Genomic DNA, 19,241 nt, shown 5'->3' on the forward strand with positions numbered 1-19,241 from the left:
ACTATACTTTTGTATACCATATTTTTTTCATTTCACAAAAATATTTGCCTAATAAAAAGATCCCAGCCTACAGGCTGAGATCTTTTTATTGGTAATAAGGTGAGATCATTAAGTAAACAATAACACCAGATAAACTTACATATAACCAAATCGGCATCGTCCAACGTACAATTTTACGATGACGTGTTAATTGATTTGTAAAACCAAATACAAGTGCAAACAATGCAAGTGGTACAATAATAGCCGCCAGGATAATATGTGTAATTAAAATAATGAAGTACACATATTTAATGAATCCTTCCCCACCAAAATGTGTTGCCGGCGCCAAGTAATGATACGATAAATAAGAAACACAAAATAGCAACGTCGTTGTAAATGCTGCCAGGATGAAACCACGGTGCATTTTCACATTCTTCTTAATAATAGAGTATAAAGCTGCTAATAAGAATACGAACGTAAAGCTATTAAAAATTGCATTTAACATTGGTAAAATTGTTACATCAAAATGTACTTCTCCTTCATAGCCAACAGGTCCAAAGAACAAAAATAAAATAATCGCATTTACAATTACAGAAAGCGTTATCACAATAGGAGCATAGCTTTTCTGATTAGTTGATTGATCCACCAAAATGGTCACTCCTCTTCCTTCAAATATGTATACGTAACCTCACTATTTTAACATATTATTCACAGTGTAAATGTGACAATAGTTTGACACAGTAAGACAGAGCAAAGAAAAAAACCCTTCTTAATAAAACTTCTTAAGAAGGATTTTATCGCTTTATTATTTAAATAGCAATGTAATTAGTTTTTGTTAAAAAACGTATTGCTATATGCTTGATAAATTTCAGATACTTGATATCCCATTAAAGAAATTGCTGTTAATGAAAAGAAACCAATCATAAGAAATCGAAACCACATATAAATCTCCTCCTTGTATTTAGCCTATAAAGCAGACGCTATATTACAAGTTGAGTGGTACTCTTCATCGTCACTTTCCTTTTTCTTTACAATTGCTGTTATAAATCGAATCATAAAGAAAATTACAAAAGGAAATTGTTCGTAATTTACCTTGGCATAGTTTGGCAACGGCTCGCGCTGCACATCGAACGGAGATGAGAAGGAATAGAACATACCTTGCTCTTCCATATATACAATTACAATTTTCATACAAAACATTATTCCTAGAAACGAAACAATATCTTGCCATTCTGTCGTATATAACAAGTTATACAGCTCTAATACGTACTCTTCCATCGTCATCCCCCTTTCCTTTTTTACCATTTTGCTCGCCTTTATAAAAAAAGTCAAGAAAAAAGTTTATATTCACTATGACAATAGTAATTACTTGTTTCTATGATTATATATGATTCTTTTATAGCAATGATTGGGTGTAACTCTCTTCTAAAACAAGAAATTAGAATCGAACAGATTCTTCATTTTTACTTTTAGGATTCAACACTGTACTATTTTTGTTTCTATTGAAAATAAAATAAGAAATTATTATAAGAACAGTAACTAGCATCGTTAATAGTGCCTGTGAACGTAAAGATTCAATTGCGAGCATTGCAACTAAAACTGCTATAATCGCAGCAATTGTAACGTATGTTACGTACGGAAAAAACCACATTTTCACTTTCAAATTTTGTTGTTCCGCTTTCCCCATTTTTTTACGTATCTTGAAATGAGAAATTGCTATAACGAGATAAACGAGTAACGCAATCCCGCCAGATGCATTCACTAAAAATAAAAATACTTTATCTGGAGATATGTAACTAAAAACAACTCCGATGTAAGCAAAGAAAGTTCCAAATAAAACCGCCCGAACTGGAACACCACTACTATTCAATTTCAAAAATGCCTTTGGCGCATCTCCTCTTTCTGCCATTGAAAAAAGCATTCTTGAGTTCGTATATAAACCCGAATTCAAACAAGAAAGTACAGCTGTTAAAACGATAAAATTCATAATTTGTGCTGCCGCTGGTATTCCTATATGTTCAAGCACCGCTACAAACGGGCTTTTTAGTATGTTCGCCGAATTCCACGGAAGAAGTGTAACAACTACAGCGATTGATCCAATGAAAAATACGAGAATACGCCAAATTACACTATTTGTTGCTGTTTTTACTGCCTTTACAGGTTCGGCAGACTCTCCAGCGGCCACTGCAACAATCTCAGATCCCATAAATGAAAATATAACGACGGTGATTCCAAGTAGCACCGAATTTATACCATTTGGCATAAATCCTCCTTGTCCTACTAAATTCGAAGTACCAGGTGCTTCCGTTCCTGGTACAAATCCTAAAATAACAGCTAGTCCAAGACAAAGGAATAAAACAATACTTATTACTTTGATAAATGAAAACCAATATTCAAATTCTCCAAATGATTTCACCGAGAAAACATTCGTCAACGTTAATAAAATCGTTAATATTAAGCTTAATAACCAGAGTGGGATTTCTGGAATCCAGTATTGAATAATACCAGCACCTGCTGTAGCTTCTATTGCAATAACAATTACCCAGAAAAACCAATATAGCCACCCAATTGTATAACCTGCCCATGGACCAATTGCCTCTCTTGCATATGTTGCAAATGAACCACTTGTCGGATTAATAGCTGCCATTTCTCCTAGCATTCTCATAACGAAAATAACTAGAAGTCCTGCTAATGCATATGAAACGATAGAGCCTGGACCTGCTGAATGCACAACCGCACCACTTCCAACAAACAAACCAGCTCCTATTACGCCACCAATTGAGATCATTGTTATATGGCGTATTTTGAGGTCTTTCTTAAGATTTTTATCCAACTCTTGTACATCCCCTTCCAAACTTAATTTTGAAATTTATGTAAGAGTATTATGCGAAAAATCTTGTCCTATACTTTAAAATATATCAAAATATTCTGAATTTAACAATCGTAATCCGACCTCCTTCAGAAATTATTACATTAGGTTTAATAATTTTCCATATACAATTGTTGAGAAAATTATAGTCACCTTACAAAAGAATGAATTTTCAGATATCATTAAATAAACAAGATTATACATCTAGACAACTTTTTGTATAGGAGTGTTGATATGTTAAACAAGTTCAAATTCATTTGTTGTACTTTAGTAATTTTCTTACTGCTACCGCTAGCTCCCTTTCAAGCACAAGCAGCAAACAATTTAGGATCAAAATTACTCGTTGGATACTGGCATAACTTTGATAACGGTACTGGCATTATTAAATTAAAAGACGTTTCACCAAAATGGGATGTAATCAATGTATCTTTCGGTGAAACTGGTGGTGATCGTTCCACTGTTGAATTTTCTCCTGTGTATGGTACGGATGCAGAATTCAAATCAGATATTACTTATTTAAAAAGTAAAGGAAAGAAAGTGGTTCTTTCAATAGGTGGACAAAATGGGGTCGTTTTACTTCCTGATAATACCGCTAAGCAACGTTTTATTAATTCCATACAATCTCTAATTGATAAATACGGTTTTGATGGAATAGATATTGACCTTGAATCAGGAATTTACTTAAACGGAAATGACACTAATTTCAAAAACCCAACGACTCCTCAAATCGTAAATCTTATTTCAGCTATTCGGACAATCTCAGATCATTATGGTCCGAATTTTCTATTAAGCATGGCTCCTGAAACAGCTTATGTTCAAGGTGGTTATAGCGCATATGGAAGCATCTGGGGTGCATATTTACCGATTATTTACGGGGTGAAAGACAAACTAACATACATTCACGTTCAACACTACAACGCTGGTAGCGGGATTGGAATGGACGGTAATAACTACAATCAAGGTACTGCAGACTACGAAGTCGCTATGGCAGATATGCTCTTACATGGTTTTCCTGTAGGTGGTAATGCAAATAACATTTTCCCAGCTCTTCGTTCGGATCAAGTCATGATTGGACTTCCTGCAGCACCAGCGGCCGCTCCAAGTGGCGGATATATTTCTCCAACTGAAATGAAAAAAGCCTTAGATTATATCATTAAAGGAATTCCTTTCGGAGGAAAGTATAAACTTTCCAATCAGAGCGGCTATCCCGCATTCCGCGGCCTAATGTCTTGGTCTATTAACTGGGATGCAAAAAACAACTTTGAATTCTCTAATAACTATAGAACATATTTTGATGCTATCCCCTTGCAAAAATAATAAAAACAACAATAGGTTATATAAGGTAACCTATTGTTGTTTTTTTATAAATCACTTTTTCACTTCTACATGATGAAGAGATTTTTTTCCATCTCTAACATAACTATTTACAAGACTTAAAAGTAAGTTTCCACAAAACCATTTGCTTATATAAACTTTCCAATTCTTTATGCCATGTTTCTATCATAGAAATGCCCCTTTCTTTTTTAACACTTTAAATAAAAGTTACATAATATTCTGTTTTTAATCAATAAAAAAGAGCACTTTCATTGAAAACCCTCCTATTACTGAATGGTTTAGTTACTATTTTGCTTCAATACAAATACCGAAAGTTCAGGTACACTCAAAAATCTAACAGGCATTCGGGTTGTCCCAATACCACGATTTACGTATAAATGTAACGGCTTATTCTTTCCTTCTAATTCATACATACCTTCCACATAGCTCTCAGCTAATTTTGTAGTAATTAATGGACCTATAAAAGGAATTTGAACTTGTCCTCCGTGACTATGGCCTGACATTTGAAAATCAACTGGGTAACGAGCTACTTTGTCTACAACATCCGGCTCATGTACTAAAAGCATATTAAAATCTTGTTGCCTCACATGTTTTAAAGTCGAGTCTATTTGCGGCTTTCCTAATAAGAAATCATCCAAACCTGATATTGTAATATATTTTCCGTTTTCCGCTTTAATTTTTTGCATTTCATTTACTAACACAGAGAAACCAGCTTCCTCCATATATTTTTTATAAAATAAACTACCTCCCCCGCCCCTATCATGATTCCCAAACACTGCATATTTCCCTAAGGGTGCATGTATTTTCTGTAAAATACCTTTCGCTTCTTCTCTCTCCGCCTTATATGATCCAAACTTATCTATTAAATCCCCTGTAAAAACTACTACATCTGGATGTAACGCATTCATCTTCTCCACCAAATTTTCTAGTTGTTTCAGTGTAAATTCTGGCCCTAAATGTACATCTGAGAATTGTAATATTTTTTTATTATTAAACTCTTTAGGAATTGTAGATGCTTCTATTTCATTCCACGTAACTGTTACTAGTTTTCGTTCTATTTCTGTCGCATAGAAATACAAACTTACTGAAATCATTACTATACTTATAAAACTGAGTATGAATATTTTTATGATTGATTTTTTTTGTTCTTTTTTTACATGATGCGTATTCATGTTCTCACCTCTAAAAGTACTTTACAGCCTTATTGTTACATTAATGTGACAACATGAACAATGTTAGTTATATCCAATTTTACCCATTCGTTTTGACAAACTTATACAGAAGTCATAACATATTTTTATAATACATAGATTCTTAAAAATGTTCCTTCTATTCATTCTATCATTTTATTAAGGAGAGGTTATTCATGTCTGTATTTACACCAGAAGAAATTACGGAACTTGCTGCGAATTCCGGAAGAAAAAAAGCTCATTTATCATTACTCCCTATGCTAATTCTCGGTTTTTTTGGTGGTGCTTTCATAGCATTAGGGTATTTACTCGATATCCATGTTATCGGAACAATGCCAAAATCTTGGGGATCATTTACTAATTTTCTAGGCGCTGCTGTATTCCCTATCGGTCTTATACTCGTTATTCTTGCAGGCGGTGAACTAGTAACTGGTAACATGATGACAGTTTCTATGGCTTGGCTTCAAAAGAAAATTACTTTATTTCATTTCATACGAAATTTAGTTATTGTTACGTTTAGCAACTTCATAGGTGCTGTATTCGTTGCCTATTTTTTCGGTCATATCGTCGGATTAACAGAGGGCGCTTTTTTAGCGAAAACAGTTTCTATTGCGCAAGCTAAACTACAAGATACACCGCTGCAAGCCTTCATTTCTGCAATCGGATGTAATTGGCTCGTTTGTTTAGCTGTTTGGCTCAGTATGGGAAGTAAAGAATTTATCGGAAAAATTATCGGTATTTGGTTCCCAGTTATGACTTTTGTTGCGATTGGATTTCAACATGTTGTGGCCAATATGTTTGTCATCCCAGCTGCAATTTTTGCCGGTCATTTAACTTGGTTTGAATATTTTCCAAACTTCATTTTTATTTTCTTTGGAAACTTAGTAGGAGGTATGTTATTTGTAGCATTACCTTATTTCATATCATATAATAAGAAGCTCCCTTCCAATAAAGAGCAAACTGAATTAAAAAAACAATCTGTATCCGCTTAAATGAACTGTCTATACAGTGGCTCTAAAAAATATTACAAATTTCATTTTTTTTACGAATATATGTGCGTACACTTGTTCTCGAATGTTTTATACGTTATAATAACAACTTAAATAGCATTATTTACATATGAGGTGAAAAACATGAACAAAACAGAATTAATCAAAAACGTAGCACAAAATGCTGAGATTTCTCAAAAAGAAGCTACTGTAGTTTTACAAACTGTAGTAGAATCAATCACTAACACTTTAGCTGCTGGTGAAAAAGTACAACTTATCGGATTCGGTACATTCGAAGTACGCGAAAGAGCTGCTCGTACAGGCCGTAACCCACAAACTGGTGAAGAAATGCAAATCGCAGCTTCTAAAGTACCTGCTTTCAAAGCTGGTAAAGAACTTAAAGAAGCTGTAAAATAATGAAAAAAATAGCCTTCTCGTTTACGAGAGGGCTATTTTTTTCATTACATAATTAATAAAAATCTGACCATTATGCTGTTTCTTTTGTTCCTTTATGCAAATAAAACCTTTACTCTCAAAAAACGGTTTTGCTGTAATACTCGCTTCTGTATATATTTCCCTACACCCCAAGTTCACTGCTTCTTTTTCTAACTTCTGTAGTATGTACGAAGCTATTCTTTTTCCTTGATAATCTTTATGCGTAAATAAACGATCTATGTAATGCTCATCATTATAATCCCCAAATCCCACTATCACACCGTTATGATCCGCTACATAACTAATATTCTTTTCTAAAGACCTTAACCAACTTTCTTTATCTAGTTGATCTGGTGCCCATGCCTGTAGCTGTAACACGTTATAATCTTTTGCATTAATTGTATGAACTGTTTCATAGAACAATTGTAATACTTGTTCTAAATCCTCTTTATGGAATGTTCTAATGATCGTACCTTTTAACATATATGAACCTCCTTACTAAACTATCATTTAACTTTTCTACCATCTAGTATTCAATATTTCCGCTTTATTATATCTTTTTTCTTTCTATATAAACAAAAAAACAATACTTATTTCAAAGTATTGTTTTTTTATAAAAGCATATGCAATTGCTCTATAGATTTAAAGTTTTATTATTTTAATTTCACTCTTTGTAGTCGTAATGCATTTAATACGACCGATACAGAACTAAATGCCATCGCGGCTCCAGCAACCCAAGGTGCCAAGAAACCGAACGCGGCGATCGGGATTCCTAAGCCGTTATAAGCTAGTGCCCAGAATAAATTTTGCTTAATATTTCTTATCGTCATCTTACTCATAAAGATTGCATCAGCAATACTATTTAAATCACCACGGATTAACGTAATATCTGCCGCTTCCATCGCTACATCCGTACCTGTTCCAATTGCCATACCGATATCCGCCGTAGCAAGTGCTGGAGCATCATTTATTCCATCTCCAACCATTGCTACTTTCTTACCTTGCGCTTGGAGTTTTTTCACTTCTTCTGCTTTTCCTTCTGGTAATACTTCTGCAATTACGTGATCAATACCAACTTGCTTAGCAATTGCTTGAGCAGTTTGTGTATTATCTCCTGTAATCATAACAACGTCTAGACCCATTTTCTTAAGTCTTGCTATAGCTGCTTTTGAAGTATCTTTTACAGTATCCGCAACGGCAACTATTCCAGCATACTCCTTATCTATTGCTATTAACATTGCTGTTTTTCCTTCTCGTTCTAGCGCTTCCATCGATTTAGAAACTTCTTCAATATCAATATCGAATTTCTTCATTAATCGACGTGTACCTATTAATAATTGTTTCCCTTCTACAACGGATTCGATGCCGAATCCCGGAATTGCTTCAAATGTTTCTGAACTTGGGATAACAATTTTCTTTTCTTTAATTCCCTCTACAATCGCTTCTGCAAGTGGATGTTCAGAATTTTTTTCTGCCGCACCTACTAGACGTAGCATTTCTTCTTCGTGGAATTCATCTGCTACAATTACATCTGTTAACACCGGCTTCCCATTTGTCACAGTACCTGTTTTATCTAGAATAACTGTATCTAATCGATGCGTTGCTTCTAAATGCTCCCCGCCTTTAAATAAAATGCCATACTCAGCCGATCTTCCTGATCCCGCCATAATAGATGTAGGTGTCGCAAGACCTAATGCACACGGACATGCGATAACAAGTACGGCTATCATTTTTTCAAGTGCTCCACCAAAATCACCAGGTGTAACAAATAGCATCCACACTGCAAATGTGATAATAGCAATCACAACTACAACCGGTACGAAAATACCTGAAATTTGATCCGCTACCCTTTGAATAGGCGCTTTTGAACCTTGAGCCTCTTCTACTACTTTAATGATTTGAGCTAATGCAGTATCTCTGCCTACTTTAGTTGCTTTCACTTTTAAAAATCCATTTTTATTCATTGTAGAGCCGATTACTACATCCCCAATTGTTTTATCAACTGGAATACTCTCGCCTGTCAACATCGATTCATCTATCGCTGACTTTCCTTCTACAATTTCCCCATCTACCGGGATTTTTTCCCCTGGTTTCACATAAACGATATCACCAGCTACGACTTCTTCGATTAAAATTTTTATTTCTGTTCCATCTCGTACAACAGTAGCGGTTTTCGCCTGTAATCCCATTAATTTTTTAATCGCTTCTGACGAGCGTCCCTTTGCTTTCGCCTCAAATAATTTACCTAAAATAATTAATGTAATAAGTACCGCACTCGTTTCAAAATACAAGTCTGTCATATGTTCCGAAGAACCAATCGACCTAATGCTTAAATACACACTGTAGAAATACGCTGCAGATGTTCCAAGTGCCACCAGTACATCCATATTGGCGCTTTTATTACGTAATGCTTTATAAGCCCCAACATAAAACTGGCCACCAATGATAAACTGAACTGGAGTTGCAAGAGCTAGCTGCACCCAAGGGTTCATAAGCATATCAGGTAAATAAATAAACGATGTAAATGAGAAATGACTTACCATTGCCCACAATAACGGGAATGATAAAATAAATGAAATGATAAATTTCTTCTTTTGTCGCTCAATTTCTTGTAAGCGATGATCAGTTGATTCGTCTTGCTCATCTGATTTCACTTCCAATTTATATCCTAATTTCGTAATTGCACTCTTCATTTCATTTACATGAATTTCATCAGGATTAAAATCTACTGTAGCCGATTCTAAAGCGAAATTTACTGTCGCTCCGTTCACACCTTCTAACTTATTTAAACGCTTTTCTACTCTATTCGCACATGCTGCGCATGTCATCCCAGAAACAGTAAACTCAGCTTTATCACTTACAATTCCATATCCTAACGATTCAACTTTTTCCTTAAACTGTTGCGGGTTTGTTTTTTGGGGGTCATACATTATTTTTGTTTTTTCAAGTGCAAAATTTACATTTGCATCATGAACACCTTCTACTTTTTTCAAGCCTTTTTCAATTCTATTTGCACATGCCGCACATGTCATTCCTGATATTTGAAGATTGGCCTCTTTCTGTTCATTCATGTCTCTCACCTCTATATACCCTCATAAGGTATAATTATTAACAAAATAAATCGTACTTCCTATAAAGTACGATTTATTTCCATATCTAAAAATAATTATTGAACATCGTACCCTTGATCTTCAATTACAGCAACGATATCTTTTAACGTTACAACTGATGAATCAATCGTAACTTCAACAGTACCTTCTGCTAATTGAACTTTCACTTGCTCAACACCGTTTAGTTCTTTCACACTGCTTTCAATAGAATTTACACAATGTCCACAAGACATACCTTCAACTTGTAATGTTAACTGTTCCATTTAAAATCCTCCTCTTGTTTCTTCATTGTTTGTTAATCACAACTACATCTTACCATACCCCCCTAAGGTAATCAATGGTTTTATATCATGATTTTTCAATTATTTTCTAAAAGTTTATTTTACACACACTTTTGCACACCAAAACCCGATATAAAGGTAAACAAAAAAACAAGCCAGTTATATACTAGCTTGTTTTTACGCTTTTGAAAAACGTTCAAATACTGTCATTAATTCTTCAATTGCTTCGTCACCATTACCATTTTTAATAGCTCCTGAAACACAATGACTTGTATGGTTTTTTAATACACCCATTCCAACTTTTTTCATCGCTGCATTAATCGCTGAAATTTGCACTAAAATATCCACACAATAACGATCATTTTCAATCATATTTTGAATGCCGCGGACTTGTCCTTCAATTCTCTTTAATCTATTTATAATCTGTTCTTTTTCTTTTTCTGATCTATGTGTTACTGCTTCATGCTCTTTATGATCCATATTATCACCTTCTTAAAGTTTCTCTTCATCCAATAAAACAATTGCTTTTACGAGTATACCAATTATAGCATTAAATATCTACGTATGATACCCCATATGAGTATATTTCCGCTCTATGCTTATTCTTAACAATTTATTAGCTTCTCAGGCTCAATTATTATGATACCCTTTCCTTTTTTTAAAAAACAATAATAAGCAGGGATTGTCCATCCCCGCTTATTATTCATCCACAAATATAAAAGTCTCAATTTTCACACATATAAATCGAGACTTTTTTCTTCCTATATATATTATTGCTGATCACATACTTTTGTATCATTCACTACTGAAGTTCCTTCAACGGTTACCGTATGAAAACAGTCATTTACACGAACTGTCACAACATTATCTTGCCGATCAATGATATGATATTCATTAAAATTTTTATTTAGAGCACTGCGAATTTGTTCTCCTTCATAAATTGGAATGCCATGTGATAAAACCCAAATAAGCCCAGCGATAGCAAGAATAGTTTTCATACGATCTACCTCCTTGAGAATATAGTGAACTTTTAATCCATGCTTTTTCAGCTCTACTAATCATGAATGAAATGAATCAAGCCATTTTGGAAATAAGTTCATTTCGTCTATTTTATGTTTATGCTAATTGTGACCGAATTGTGACAACTTTTTGTCTCTTTAGACGAAAAGTTGAAACAAAACTTTCAAAAAGGACAATTCTACTTATGAAAAAGGTTATGGAATGTTTCATCCATAACCTTTTTCAGCCCTATTCTACAACTCATCCACCCTACTTCATGCGATTTTTATAGACTTGTTTTATTTTTATTCATCAACATCAAAACAAAATTTCGAAAAAACTTCCCACACAAGTTCATTTCTACTATTTACCCCAGTCTTTTCAAAAATGGATTTTAAATGATCTTGTACCGTGTATATAGATATACAAAGTTCTTGCGCTAATTCCTTTGTCGACATACCTGTAAGAATTTTCCGTATTACTTGCTTCTCACGTGTTGTAAAACTATAAGCTTCCATAATAAGCGGAAAGATTTCTTCCGGTCTTGCTCTTTCGAATAGAACAACATAACCACCCTGAAAACTACTTGTACATTCTAACCTGCTGGCCCGAACGATTAAAAAATGTCCATAGGCTAAAGGGATACAAACTGTTTCTTCTCTATTCATACAACCTACATTATATTCGTTAGCCTTTACTTTCGAACAAACTGCACGTATTGGCCTTGGCATTTCTTTTATATGTAACTGTTCATTCTTTCTAAGATTTGAGAGCCAATCGTTGCCCTCTTGATTCCAATATAATAAATTAAAATCCTCGCTTACTATAATCGTGCCTGTCCCTATCACCTTCTTTTCTGAAAAAGGTATAGAAAGTGCCTTTTTTAAAGCCTCTCCAGCAATTGGGACTATCGCTGCTAAGTACTTACAATCATCGATATGAAAAGTGGGACTTGTACTCCCTCGAAATAAACTAAGATGCCCAAAACAGTTCCCCTTACTCATACAAACGCCCCTTAATTCATCTCCAAAACTTGCTGGTTTTAAAATATTTCGGTATCTAGAGCTTTTCTTTTGTTCACCATTTGTCGCCATACTAAGAGAAGCGACATGAGGAGAGTGCTCTGTTAAATACTTGAATTTATTAAAATCATCTTCTAAGAATTCATTCATAAACAATTGTGGATGAATCTTTTCAACACTTGGATCCGTATATGCCCCAGCAGATAAAAAAGAGATTGGGTCTATAGTTGTAAAACAAGCCGCGTCAAAATCAATGACTTTACGTATCAAGTGGAGAAATGACTCTTGAAAGGCCTTTATAGAACTTATACGATTCGCTATCATTGTAATTTCTTTCATTGTTTTTTCATACATCCTCTTCCCCCCAGATTTACGGGATTGTTTCCCTTCATCATTTCATTCCATAATAAATCTATACTACACATACTTAGGAGGTTAAAAATGAATTGGAATGATACCACCGTAAATTCGTATGAACAAAGAATTCCATGTAAAATCCCAGGCTACTATAACCTATATGAAATGATGAACCATTTTTTATTTACTACTCTTCCTAAAGAAAATATGAATCCAAATTTACTAATTATAGGTGCTGGTGGTGGACAAGAGATTCTCTCAATCAGTAAACAAAATAGCAACTTATCTTTTACAGGTGTCGATCCATCTGAAAGCATGCTACAGTTAGCTAAAAAAAGAATTAAAAACGAAGGCATACAAAATCATGTTCACCTTGTACATGGAACTATCCATACATTATTACCAAATCAATTATTTGACGCTGCCACCTGTATGCTTGTCCTGCACTTCGTCCCAACTATTAAGGAGAAAAAAGAACTTATTAATGAAATTAGTAGTTATCTAAAGCCTGGTGCTCCATTCTTTCTCTCTTCAATAAATGGTATACCCCATACAAGTATGTTTTCTGCACAATTACATGCTTGGCGCAATCATATGATACAAAATCAAATTCCATTAAAAGATTGGGACCGATTTGAAAATTCTTTTGAAACAGAAATATTTCCTATTTCCGAAAAGAATCTACTAACTATTATGGAGGAATGTGGCTTTACTCAAATCACTCGCTTTTTCACTAGCTTTTTAATTGATGGATACGTTGCGTGTAAGCGATAATGAAAAAAGGTAAGCAATTGCTTACCTTTTCCCTCTTCTATACTTGACTAATAAACCTTAACCCTTTACTTAAAGAAGTCGGCACAACAGATGCATGATTCTCCCCTTCAGCCTCATAAAACGTAAATCTAAACTGGTCGTGTTTTACTTGGAGAAGGCGCTCTGACAATTCGTTTGCCCCTACAACCATATGCTCTCGTTCTAGTGACCCAACTGTAAGGAACACTCCCGTTTCAAACTTGGCACTATTTAATTCACTTATAAGATTCTCTTCTTTTTCAAGCACAGATTGGTTATTCCACCAAATAGATGGACTACTAATAAAGTAATTTTGAAAGGCATTTACGTTTGTAAATAGTATATGTAAAGCAAATAAACCACCTAGCGAATGCCCAAATAATGTTTGTTTTCCTTTATCAATCTCAAAATCTTTTTCGATTTGAGGCTTCAGTTCTTCTTCTATAAAAGTAAAGAAGTTATGTGCTCCTCCTGTTTTAGGCCATGGTTTGCCATCTGGTTTTAAAGGCGCATCTTTTGAAATTACGCTAGGCGTAAAATCATAGCATCTTTCTTCCCCTGAAAATGCCCCTTTAATTGGATAACCAATACCTACTATAATGGCTGGTGAAACACCTGTTTTTTCTGCTCTAACTGATTGTATTTTAACCGCTTCATGGAATGTTTGAAAAAAGGCATTGCCATCTAATACGTATATAACAGGATAGCCTGACTCTGGTGCTGGCTGCCTCGGCTTTGAAATATGAATTTGATATTCCTTACCTTCTAATTTCGAATACATTTTCCACTGTTCTGTATTAGATGTAATAATCTGCTGTTTTTCAATAGTAGTATTCATCTTATATTCCCCCCTTTTAACTCGTTACATATATTTCTACTTTCTTTTCTTGAGATACAACGCTATCGTATCCAAAACAAACAGGAGATCCGTTATACGGATCAATCATGACACGCGCATCAATATGAAATACTTCTTTTAACACTTCATTTGTAATGATTTCTTCTGGGCTACCAGTTGTAATGATTTCCCCTTCTTTCATTGCAATCATTTCATCTGAAAACCTTGCTGCATGGTTAATATCATGTAGTACCATTACGACCGTACAATTATGTTCTTTATTTAACTTCTCCACAATTTGTAATACATCTAATTGATGAGACATATCAAGATATGTCGTTGGTTCATCTAGTAGTAACACTTCTGTCTCTTGTGCTAAAGCCATCGCTAGCCATACCTTTTGTCGTTGACCACCTGATAGATTTGCAATTTGTCTCGTTCGAAATTCAGAAGTTTTCGTTATATCTAGTGCCCAATCAATCATCTCTTTATCTTTTGAAGTTAACTTATTTACGTTATTTCGATGTGGATAGCGTCCATAAGAAATTAACTCTTCTACTTTAAGCTCTCCTGGCGCAATTGGAGTTTGCGGAAGTAAAGCTAACTGCTTCGCAATTTCTTTCGTTGGAATTGTATTTAAATCCTGTCCTTGTAAATATACTTTACCGCTCTTTTGCTTTAAGATTCTTCCCATTGTTTTTAACAATGTCGATTTACCGCACCCGTTTGGCCCTATAATTGTCGTTACTTTTCCTTCTTGTATTTCCACATTTAAATCGCGAAACACTGTAAGCTTTTCATAACTCGTTTCTAAATTTTTTGCACTTAAAATACTCACTTTTATTCCTCCTCTTACGCTTTCGCCTTATAAAGTAAATATAAGAAATACGGTACACCGACAATAGAAATAACGATTCCAACTGGTAACTCTACAGGTGTGAAAACTGTTTTTGCAATAAAGTCTGAAGCAATTACAAGAAACATTCCGATTACTCCGCACGTAGGAATGATATATTTATGCTGAATACCAACAAGCCTTTTCGCTATGTGCGGTGCCATTAATCCAATGAAACCAATACTTCCTGAAACTGCGACACATGCGCTCACAAGTCCAATACTACTTAGCAGTAAAATAGATTTCTCTCTTTCTACTGAAACACCTAAACTTGTAATACTCGTTTCTTCCAGTTGAAATAAATCTAATAAATATGCTTTCTTTTGTATAAGCGGAATTAATATGATAAGCCATGGCAACATAGCGACAATATACTTCCAGTTTGCACTATATATACTTCCTGACACCCAAACTGCAGCCATTTCGAAATCAGTTGACTTCATTTTGAGTGATAAGTACATAGAAAATGCTCCAAATCCTGATCCAATTGCAATCCCTGTTAATAAAAGACGTTGCGAGTCTAGCTTGCCGCTCTTCCATGAAAACAGATAAATGATGATAGCTGCACCTAATCCGCCGACTAAACCAAACATTGGCATCATCATAATAGACATCCAATCTGTGCTCTTTAATTGCCCTTGAAAGAAAAACATAAAAATGACGATCGCTGTTCCGGCCCCAGCATTCACTCCTAAAATACCTGGGTCTGCCAATCCATTTCTCGTAATCCCTTGAATAACAGCACCTGCAACGCCGAGTCCTAATCCTACTAATCCAGCAATTACGATGCGTGGAAGACGAAAATCAAAGATAACTAGATCATGTTCTGGTACTGGATCAATTCTAAAAAGTGTTTTAAATACATCCGTAATCGTAATATCAAACGTACCGTTCGTTAAACTAATATAAATAGCACCAAAAATTAAAAATATAATAATCCCCATTGTCATTCCGAAACGTTGACTTGAACTTTTAGGCATGTCTCTCTCCTCCTCTTGTACGAATTAAATAAAGGAAGAAAGGAATTCCAATTAAGGAAGTAACGACGCCAATTGGTGTTTCAAACGGATAGTTTACAAATCTACTTAAAACATCACATAACGCTAAGAACACTCCGCCAATAACACCTGCACATGGCAAAATCCACTTATAATCTACCCCAATTATAAAGCGAGTAATGTGCGGAATAATTAAACCTACAAAACCTACTTTCCCAACTAAAGCAACTGCTGTTCCTGTTAAAAAAATAACAGATAAAATTGCCATCGCTTTAACTAGTTTTGTACGTTGCCCTAGATTAATAGATACCTCTTCTCCTAAAGAAAGAATTGTAATAGACTTCGATATTAATAATGCTAAAGCTATCCCAATTATCCCAAAAGGTATCGTAATTTTAATTACAGTAGGGTCCACTTGATCTAACTTTGCATTAAACCAAAAACTAACATTTTGAGAAATTTGGAAATACGAAGCCATCGCAGCAGATAGACTACTTAAAAATGTTCCAATAACTGTTCCGATAATTGCTAACCTAACAGGGGATAAACCATTTTGAAGGAGCGAACCAAAACCAAACACGATACCTGCTCCTAATGCAGAACCAATCATTGAACATAAAACCATACCGATTGATGACATCCCCGGAAGAAAAATCATACAAAGTGTAATAACAAAAGCTGCCCCATCCGTCACACCCATAATAGAAGGGGATGCAAGATAGTTTCTTGTCATCCCCTGCATAAGTGCTCCTGATATGGCTAGAAATGCTCCGACTAAAAGAGCTGCAACTACCCTTGGTAAACGTGAAGTAATAATAATATTATGATTTACATTGCTTGAATCAAAATGAAATAATGCGTTCCACACTGTTTCAGCATCAATACTTTTTGCCCCATACAAAATAGAAAGTATAACTGTAAATAAAATGAGTATGGGTGCTATACATAATATAGTTACTGGTACTGCATTTGTTTTCTGCATATCATTCAACGCACCTTACTTATTGTATTATTTAGATAAATTTTTCACTGCTTCTTTTAAGAATACTGTTTTACTCCAAGCTGTACCACCTTGCGCCATTGGATCTACAACGTTTACAAATACTTTCTTTTCTTTCGCAGCATTCATACTTTGCCAAATCGGATTCTTTTCAATGTCTTCTAACACTTTCGGTTTATTATTTTCACTTGCCTCATATTGTAAGAAGATATAATCAGGATTAACTTCAGCTAATTTTTCTAAAGAAATCTTTTCTTGTGCTTTTACCGTTTTAAGTTGTTCTGGAGCAGTTAGTCCAAGATCTTTATAAATTACAGGGTTGAAGTATACTCCTTCTGGGTATAGGAATAAGTCATTTGCTCTTAGTCTAATGACAAGAACTTTTTTGTCTTTTAACTTATCTCCTAGTTTTGCTTTTGCCTTTTCAGCGTCCGTATTGTAATCTTTAATAATCTTTTCTGCTTTATCTTTTTTACCAGTTAATTCTCCCATTAACTTTAAGTTATCTTCCCAATTTGTTGAAACATGTGATACTGGGAATGTAGGAGCTACTTTCGTAAACTTTTCAGCTGTTTCTGCTGGGAATTTCGTACTGGATGTAATAACGTCTGGTTTTAATTGAAGTAATGTTTCGAAATTTGGTTCCATTTTCTCACCAACAGATTTCGCACCTTCTAAATCTTTCTCTAGATACTTCGGTAATTTACCACCAACAGTAATGGCACCTACTGGCTTAATACCAAGTACCGCTGCATCTTCCATTGACTCTAAACTAGCTGTCGCAATTTTATCTACTTTTGCTGGTACTGTATATTCTTTACCTAAATATGTAATTTTTCGTTTTTCGTCTTTTTTCGTTTCCGTAGCTTTTGTCTGCTGCTTCTGCTCACCTGAAGTCTTATCTGCACTATTACATGCTGCTAGTCCTACACTTAAAACTGTAACCATCCCTAATGTAAATAACTTCTTGTTCATCTTTATATATCTCCTCTCGAATTTTCAAATTACATTCTCAATAAAATTTAACTATATGAAACTTATCTTACATATATATTTCATTAGATTAATAATCCTATCCAGAACTCATTCTCGTTCACTTCCCCTAAACTATAATTCTTTTACACCTCATCCATTGATAACACTTTTCATTGATAATGATTATCGTTACTAAGTATATATTTAATATGCAATTATTTCAAGAAAGATTTGAAAAATTTTAACAAACTGAATAAAAAAAGAAGTATCCGCCTACTATCAGGGAGATACTTCTTTTTTTAGAAATTCATATGCAATTCAACTGGGCAATGGTCTGATCCCATTATTTCACTATTAATTTTCGCCTCTATTATTTGGTCTTTCATTCTTTCGGAAACAACAAAATAATCTAAACGCCATCCAATATTTTTGGCTCTCGCTCCCATACGATACGACCACCACGAATATGCCCCTTCCTGATCAGGATACAGATAACGATACGTATCGATAAATCCTTCTTCTAAAATACATGCAAATTTCTCTCTTTCCTCATCAGAGAAACCAGGGTTTTTACGATTACTTTTTGGATTTTTCAAATCGATTTCTTTATGAGCGACGTTTAAATCACCGCAAAAAATAACGGGTTTCTTCTCATCTAATCGTTTGATATACGCCCTGAAATCATCTTCCCATTTCATTCTGTAATCTAAACGCTCTAATCCTCGTTTTGAGTTTGGTGTATATAAAGTTATCATGTAAAAATCTTCGAATTCTAAAGTAATAAGTCGCCCTTCTTGATCATGCTCTTCAATTCCTAAACCGTATGTAACAGCAATTGGTTCTTTTTTCGTAAATATCGCCGTTCCTGAATAACCTTTTTTCACAGCATAATTCCAATATGTATAATATCCCTCTAGATTTAAATCGATTTGTCCATCTTGTAATTTAATCTCTTGTAAACAAAATATATCAGCATTTGATTCCTCAAGATATTCTAAAAATCCACCTTTTGCGATAACTGCACGTAAACCATTTACATTCCACGAAATTAACTTCATTTATAGCCCTCCTCTTGATGTTTATTTCCAAATTTCATGCTATCACAAAATAGAAAAACAATCATATTTTCACCTTTGTAATCTTGCTCTTACATTTGTGAATACATACATACGCACTT

The 19,241-nt window shown here is 34.5% G+C and carries 20 protein-coding genes and 1 pseudogene; 4 read left to right on the plus strand and 17 right to left on the minus strand.

What is annotated here, in order from left to right; all coding sequences use genetic code 11:
- Positions 1-85: 85 nt before the first annotated feature.
- The 3 genes from KZZ19_RS18065 to gabP all read right to left on the minus strand — a co-directional run bounded on the left by KZZ19_RS18065 (position 86) and on the right by gabP (position 2,812).
- Positions 86-628 carry a DUF420 domain-containing protein gene (locus KZZ19_RS18065; RefSeq protein ID WP_000228316.1) on the minus strand — a complete coding sequence of 181 codons (543 nt, stop codon included), beginning with the start codon at positions 626-628 and terminating at the stop codon, positions 86-88.
- A gap of 317 nt (positions 629-945) precedes the next feature.
- Positions 946-1,284, minus strand: a complete 339-nt coding sequence (locus tag KZZ19_RS18070) for a hypothetical protein (protein ID WP_140392530.1) — start codon at positions 1,282-1,284, stop codon at positions 946-948.
- A 133-nt stretch (positions 1,285-1,417) separates the two neighbouring features.
- Positions 1,418-2,812 (minus strand): GABA permease, encoded by a 1,395-nt coding sequence (gene gabP, locus KZZ19_RS18075; protein ID WP_237979254.1) that lies wholly within the window; start codon positions 2,810-2,812, stop codon positions 1,418-1,420.
- Between the two features lie 270 nt (positions 2,813-3,082).
- Between gabP and KZZ19_RS18080 the strand changes: the two genes are divergently transcribed.
- Positions 3,083-4,165, plus strand: coding sequence for a chitinase (locus KZZ19_RS18080; RefSeq protein WP_237979256.1), 1,083 nt, complete (start codon positions 3,083-3,085; stop codon positions 4,163-4,165).
- Between the two features lie 51 nt (positions 4,166-4,216).
- Here the strand turns inward: KZZ19_RS18080 and KZZ19_RS31190 are convergent.
- Both KZZ19_RS31190 and KZZ19_RS18085 read right to left on the minus strand, forming a co-directional pair.
- Positions 4,217-4,297: pseudogene (locus tag KZZ19_RS31190) on the minus strand (N-acyl-L-amino acid amidohydrolase); the annotation flags it as partial.
- 164 nt (positions 4,298-4,461) lie between these two features.
- Complete coding sequence (locus tag KZZ19_RS18085) at positions 4,462-5,355, minus strand: metallophosphoesterase (protein ID WP_237979258.1); 894 nt, start codon at positions 5,353-5,355, stop codon at positions 4,462-4,464.
- A 194-nt stretch (positions 5,356-5,549) separates the two neighbouring features.
- On the opposite strand from KZZ19_RS18085, the gene KZZ19_RS18090 reads away from it, so the two are divergent.
- Both KZZ19_RS18090 and KZZ19_RS18095 read left to right on the plus strand, forming a co-directional pair.
- Positions 5,550-6,365, plus strand: a complete 816-nt coding sequence (locus KZZ19_RS18090) for a formate/nitrite transporter family protein (RefSeq protein WP_237979260.1) — start codon at positions 5,550-5,552, stop codon at positions 6,363-6,365.
- Positions 6,366-6,506: 141 nt separating this feature from the next.
- Entirely contained in the window at positions 6,507-6,779 is a 273-nt protein-coding gene (locus KZZ19_RS18095) for an HU family DNA-binding protein (RefSeq protein WP_001043902.1), read from the plus strand.
- Between the two features lie 21 nt (positions 6,780-6,800).
- Here the strand turns inward: KZZ19_RS18095 and KZZ19_RS18100 are convergent, their stop codons facing one another.
- The 6 genes from KZZ19_RS18100 to KZZ19_RS18125 all read right to left on the minus strand — a co-directional run bounded on the left by KZZ19_RS18100 (position 6,801) and on the right by KZZ19_RS18125 (position 12,563).
- Complete coding sequence (locus tag KZZ19_RS18100) at positions 6,801-7,280, minus strand: GNAT family N-acetyltransferase (protein WP_237979263.1); 480 nt, start codon at positions 7,278-7,280, stop codon at positions 6,801-6,803.
- Between the two features lie 170 nt (positions 7,281-7,450).
- On the minus strand, positions 7,451-9,868 hold the full coding sequence (locus KZZ19_RS18105; protein WP_237979265.1) for a heavy metal translocating P-type ATPase: 2,418 nt from the start codon (positions 9,866-9,868) through the stop codon (positions 7,451-7,453).
- 95 nt (positions 9,869-9,963) lie between these two features.
- A complete protein-coding gene (gene copZ / locus KZZ19_RS18110) occupies positions 9,964-10,170 on the minus strand; it encodes a copper chaperone CopZ (RefSeq protein WP_000436980.1) in 207 nt (68 codons plus the stop codon).
- A gap of 195 nt (positions 10,171-10,365) precedes the next feature.
- Entirely contained in the window at positions 10,366-10,668 is a 303-nt protein-coding gene (locus KZZ19_RS18115; RefSeq protein ID WP_000349637.1) for a metal-sensing transcriptional repressor, read from the minus strand.
- A gap of 290 nt (positions 10,669-10,958) precedes the next feature.
- Entirely contained in the window at positions 10,959-11,186 is a 228-nt protein-coding gene (locus tag KZZ19_RS18120) for a hypothetical protein (protein ID WP_000849103.1), read from the minus strand.
- A 306-nt stretch (positions 11,187-11,492) separates the two neighbouring features.
- Positions 11,493-12,563, minus strand: a complete 1,071-nt coding sequence (locus KZZ19_RS18125; RefSeq protein WP_237979267.1) for a helix-turn-helix transcriptional regulator — start codon at positions 12,561-12,563, stop codon at positions 11,493-11,495.
- An 87-nt stretch (positions 12,564-12,650) separates the two neighbouring features.
- Here KZZ19_RS18125 and KZZ19_RS18130 point away from each other — a divergent pair, with 87 nt between their 5' ends.
- Complete coding sequence (locus KZZ19_RS18130) at positions 12,651-13,340, plus strand: class I SAM-dependent methyltransferase (RefSeq protein ID WP_237979268.1); 690 nt, start codon at positions 12,651-12,653, stop codon at positions 13,338-13,340.
- A gap of 37 nt (positions 13,341-13,377) precedes the next feature.
- Here the strand turns inward: KZZ19_RS18130 and KZZ19_RS18135 are convergent, their stop codons facing one another.
- The 6 genes from KZZ19_RS18135 to KZZ19_RS18160 all read right to left on the minus strand — a co-directional run bounded on the left by KZZ19_RS18135 (position 13,378) and on the right by KZZ19_RS18160 (position 19,122).
- Positions 13,378-14,196 (minus strand): alpha/beta hydrolase, encoded by an 819-nt coding sequence (locus tag KZZ19_RS18135; RefSeq protein ID WP_237979269.1) that lies wholly within the window; start codon positions 14,194-14,196, stop codon positions 13,378-13,380.
- Positions 14,197-14,212: 16 nt separating this feature from the next.
- A complete protein-coding gene (locus KZZ19_RS18140; protein ID WP_237979270.1) occupies positions 14,213-15,034 on the minus strand; it encodes an ABC transporter ATP-binding protein in 822 nt (273 codons plus the stop codon).
- A 14-nt stretch (positions 15,035-15,048) separates the two neighbouring features.
- On the minus strand, positions 15,049-16,071 hold the full coding sequence (locus KZZ19_RS18145) for a FecCD family ABC transporter permease (protein WP_237979271.1): 1,023 nt from the start codon (positions 16,069-16,071) through the stop codon (positions 15,049-15,051).
- Positions 16,064-17,071 (minus strand): FecCD family ABC transporter permease, encoded by a 1,008-nt coding sequence (locus tag KZZ19_RS18150; protein WP_088097429.1) that lies wholly within the window; start codon positions 17,069-17,071, stop codon positions 16,064-16,066. The genes KZZ19_RS18145 and KZZ19_RS18150 overlap by 8 nt, the downstream gene beginning before the upstream one ends.
- A 27-nt stretch (positions 17,072-17,098) precedes the next feature.
- Positions 17,099-18,064 carry an iron-hydroxamate ABC transporter substrate-binding protein gene (locus tag KZZ19_RS18155; RefSeq protein WP_237979272.1) on the minus strand — a complete coding sequence of 322 codons (966 nt, stop codon included), beginning with the start codon at positions 18,062-18,064 and terminating at the stop codon, positions 17,099-17,101.
- A gap of 299 nt (positions 18,065-18,363) precedes the next feature.
- Positions 18,364-19,122 carry an exodeoxyribonuclease III gene (locus KZZ19_RS18160; protein ID WP_237979273.1) on the minus strand — a complete coding sequence of 253 codons (759 nt, stop codon included), beginning with the start codon at positions 19,120-19,122 and terminating at the stop codon, positions 18,364-18,366.
- Between the last annotated feature and the right edge of the window lie 119 nt (positions 19,123-19,241).

Source organism: Bacillus thuringiensis, assembly GCF_022095615.2.
In the GTDB taxonomy this organism is placed as follows: Bacteria; Bacillota; Bacilli; order Bacillales; family Bacillaceae_G; genus Bacillus_A; species Bacillus_A cereus_AG.

Coding starts and splice junctions, on each gene's coding strand:
- KZZ19_RS18100 (WP_237979263.1), bottom strand. CDS start 7,280: ATGTTAAAAGGTACGATCATTAGAACATTCCATAAAGAGGATTTAGAA.
- KZZ19_RS18135 (WP_237979269.1), bottom strand. CDS start 14,196: ATGAATACTACTATTGAAAAACAGCAGATTATTACATCTAATACAGAA.
- KZZ19_RS18080 (WP_237979256.1), top strand. CDS start 3,083: ATGTTAAACAAGTTCAAATTCATTTGTTGTACTTTAGTAATTTTCTTA.
- KZZ19_RS18070 (WP_140392530.1), bottom strand. CDS start 1,284: ATGGTAAAAAAGGAAAGGGGGATGACGATGGAAGAGTACGTATTAGAG.
- copZ (WP_000436980.1), bottom strand. CDS start 10,170: ATGGAACAGTTAACATTACAAGTTGAAGGTATGTCTTGTGGACATTGT.
- KZZ19_RS18090 (WP_237979260.1), top strand. CDS start 5,550: ATGTCTGTATTTACACCAGAAGAAATTACGGAACTTGCTGCGAATTCC.
- KZZ19_RS18105 (WP_237979265.1), bottom strand. CDS start 9,868: ATGAATGAACAGAAAGAGGCCAATCTTCAAATATCAGGAATGACATGT.
- KZZ19_RS18160 (WP_237979273.1), bottom strand. CDS start 19,122: ATGAAGTTAATTTCGTGGAATGTAAATGGTTTACGTGCAGTTATCGCA.
- KZZ19_RS18115 (WP_000349637.1), bottom strand. CDS start 10,668: ATGGATCATAAAGAGCATGAAGCAGTAACACATAGATCAGAAAAAGAA.
- KZZ19_RS18120 (WP_000849103.1), bottom strand. CDS start 11,186: ATGAAAACTATTCTTGCTATCGCTGGGCTTATTTGGGTTTTATCACAT.
- KZZ19_RS18125 (WP_237979267.1), bottom strand. CDS start 12,563: ATGTATGAAAAAACAATGAAAGAAATTACAATGATAGCGAATCGTATA.
- KZZ19_RS18145 (WP_237979271.1), bottom strand. CDS start 16,071: ATGCCTAAAAGTTCAAGTCAACGTTTCGGAATGACAATGGGGATTATT.
- KZZ19_RS18095 (WP_001043902.1), top strand. CDS start 6,507: ATGAACAAAACAGAATTAATCAAAAACGTAGCACAAAATGCTGAGATT.
- KZZ19_RS18150 (WP_088097429.1), bottom strand. CDS start 17,071: ATGCAGAAAACAAATGCAGTACCAGTAACTATATTATGTATAGCACCC.
- KZZ19_RS18130 (WP_237979268.1), top strand. CDS start 12,651: ATGAATTGGAATGATACCACCGTAAATTCGTATGAACAAAGAATTCCA.
- KZZ19_RS18155 (WP_237979272.1), bottom strand. CDS start 18,064: ATGAACAAGAAGTTATTTACATTAGGGATGGTTACAGTTTTAAGTGTA.
- KZZ19_RS18085 (WP_237979258.1), bottom strand. CDS start 5,355: ATGAATACGCATCATGTAAAAAAAGAACAAAAAAAATCAATCATAAAA.